The 2,500-nt window shown below is 34.3% G+C and carries 3 rRNA genes (2 of these 3 cut by a window edge); all 3 read left to right on the forward strand.

The annotated features are described in order from the left end of the window. Positions 1-249 (forward strand): 23S ribosomal RNA (locus ACQ629_RS10645); it begins 2,635 nt to the left of the window's first position. Positions 250-349: 100 nt separating this feature from the next. After that, positions 350-458 (forward strand): 5S ribosomal RNA (rrf, locus tag ACQ629_RS10650). Positions 459-1,987: 1,529 nt separating this feature from the next. Then, positions 1,988-2,500 (forward strand): 16S ribosomal RNA (locus ACQ629_RS10655) (it continues 1,005 nt past the right edge of the window).

The raw sequence follows: 2,500 nt of genomic DNA on the forward strand, positions 1-2,500 counted from the left end.
TGAGTGGATTTGACTTTAGTACGAGAGGACCGAGTTGAACTAACCTCTGGTGTATCTGTTGTTCCGCCAGGAGCATTGCAGAGTAGCTACGTTGGGAAGGGATAAGCGCTGAAAGCATATAAGCGCGAAACCCACCACAAGATGAGATTTCTTTAAAGGGTCGTGGAAGATTACCACGTTGATAGGATACAGGTGTAAAGGCAGTAATGTCATAGCCGAGTATTACTAATAACCCATAGGCTTATGTATAGTTCCCGGTCTTCGGACCGGGACGCAAACTCTTTTGATAATTTACGATATGATTTTACTAATATGTTAACTTATACAGTTGCAATATACTGAAACAATTTAAGGTGATTATCGCAATGGGGCTCACCTCTTTCCATCCCGAACAGAGAAGTTAAGCCCATTTGCGCCGATGGTACTGCCAATGGTGGGAGAGTAGGTCGTTGCCTTTCTTTTAAACCTCAATCTAGTTATAGATTGAGGTTTTTTTTTGCCCTAAACTCAAATGAAAAATAGTGCTTTTAACATAATTACCCCTCTTCTTATATTATAAATAAAGCTTATATAATTTTAAATTACTCATAGCTTTCTATTTTTTCTAATAATTCATTTCCTTTTTTCTCTAAATGATGGTTAACTATAGCACTATAATGACTGATTGTAAATTTATTAATTGGGTATTCTGCGAGTTCAAATTATTATAGCAGTCAATATGTTTAGACGCTGATTAAAACCACAGTATTTATAGTCATAAATTCAAGATATTTCTTAGAAAATAAAAAGAATGAAGTACTATTAAGTAACCCAAACTGATACAGTACAATTATGTACAAAAAAAAAGGATTACAAATAGCTTTATAGTCTCCAGAGAAGGAAAATGAAAATTGATTAGTAGAAAGGAGTGACTAAAAAGCACTGATTGTAATTTATACAGAGAAATATCGAATAAAAGCTGTTTTAGAGCATGTAATTATCGAGATGAAATTAGGGTATAAACTTATAAAAAGATAAAAAACAAGTTCTTAGTGTTCTCTAAAAAGTAAAATAAACAAAAAGTGATATTTTATAATAATGTTTCAAGCAATTTTAAAAGAGTAGATAGGTGAAAACGAATAAAAAGAGGATTAAAAATTTACGATCAAGGGCTTTATTGATGTCAAAACAAACTTTTTTAAATAGGATATAAGAGTACTGCTATCATAATTAAGTCAATCTTCAGAAAAAGCAACATGATTTGACTACAATTTTTAAGCACCATCGAGGTAAAAATTGCAAAATAGTCGTTGATATAGCATGCAAACAAATCGCTAAATATTTTTTAGAGAGGCAATATGAAAGGGTTTAATGAAAGATTTAAAGTCAAAGTTAATAATTTACAAGATTAAAACAGGTGTTAAGTAGTTGTATAACAGGGCTGCATAAAATACTTTAAAAAAAGGTTCATAAAGGTAGTTGTTATGTTAGAAAAGGAATCTATATTTGCACCCGCTAAGAGGAAAACGAATGCTTTAGGGCATGAGTGATATACTCTAAAAGTTCTTGAAAATGCTGGTTAAGATAAGTTCAATAAAGTGTAAAAAATAAGTTAATTTTTTCTTGTTTGATACAAATTAAAGGGAGTATCTTTGCAGTCCGATTTAGGGCAAATAGTTCATTAAAATGTTGTAAAAATAAACTCAAAAAAAACTTCAAAAAGTTTTGTCAGTTTTAGAAAAGTTTATAGATTTGCAACCGCTTTAAGAAAGCGATACGATCAGAGAAATTTTGGAATGGTTTTGTAATAAGAATCAGTTAGTTCGAATCTAGCATTTCTACAAAAAGTCTGAGAAGATAATCAAGTTGAAAATACTTGTGAGTGTCGACTCGACACGTTCATTGAAAATATTGAAATTGACAGCGTAAACAAAGAGTAGAATAACCACGTTCTATTAATTTAGAACAAATTCTTTTGAAACTTATTCATTAATATTATTTAAAATATACAATGAAGAGTTTGATCCTGGCTCAGGATGAACGCTAGCGGCAGGCTTAACACATGCAAGTCGAGGGGTAACATTGTGCTTGCACAGATGACGACCGGCGGACGGGTGCGTAACGCGTATAGAATCTGCCTTGTACAGGAGGATAGCCTTTAGAAATGAAGATTAACACTCCATAATGTATAGAAGAGGCATCTCTTTTATATTAAACATTTATGGGTACAAGATGACTATGCGTCCTATTAGCTAGATGGTAAGGTAACGGCTTACCATGGCAACGATAGGTAGGGGGTCTGAGAGGATTATCCCCCACACTGGTACTGAGACACGGACCAGACTCCTACGGGAGGCAGCAGTGAGGAATATTGGTCAATGGAGGCAACTCTGAACCAGCCATGCCGCGTGCAGGATGACTGCCCTATGGGTTGTAAACTGCTTTTATACAGGAAGAAACAGTGGTACGTGTACCACCTTGACGGTACTGTAAGAATAAGGACCGGCTAACTCCGTGCCAG

The sequence above is a fragment of the Tenacibaculum sp. SM2510 genome (genome assembly GCF_057002845.1).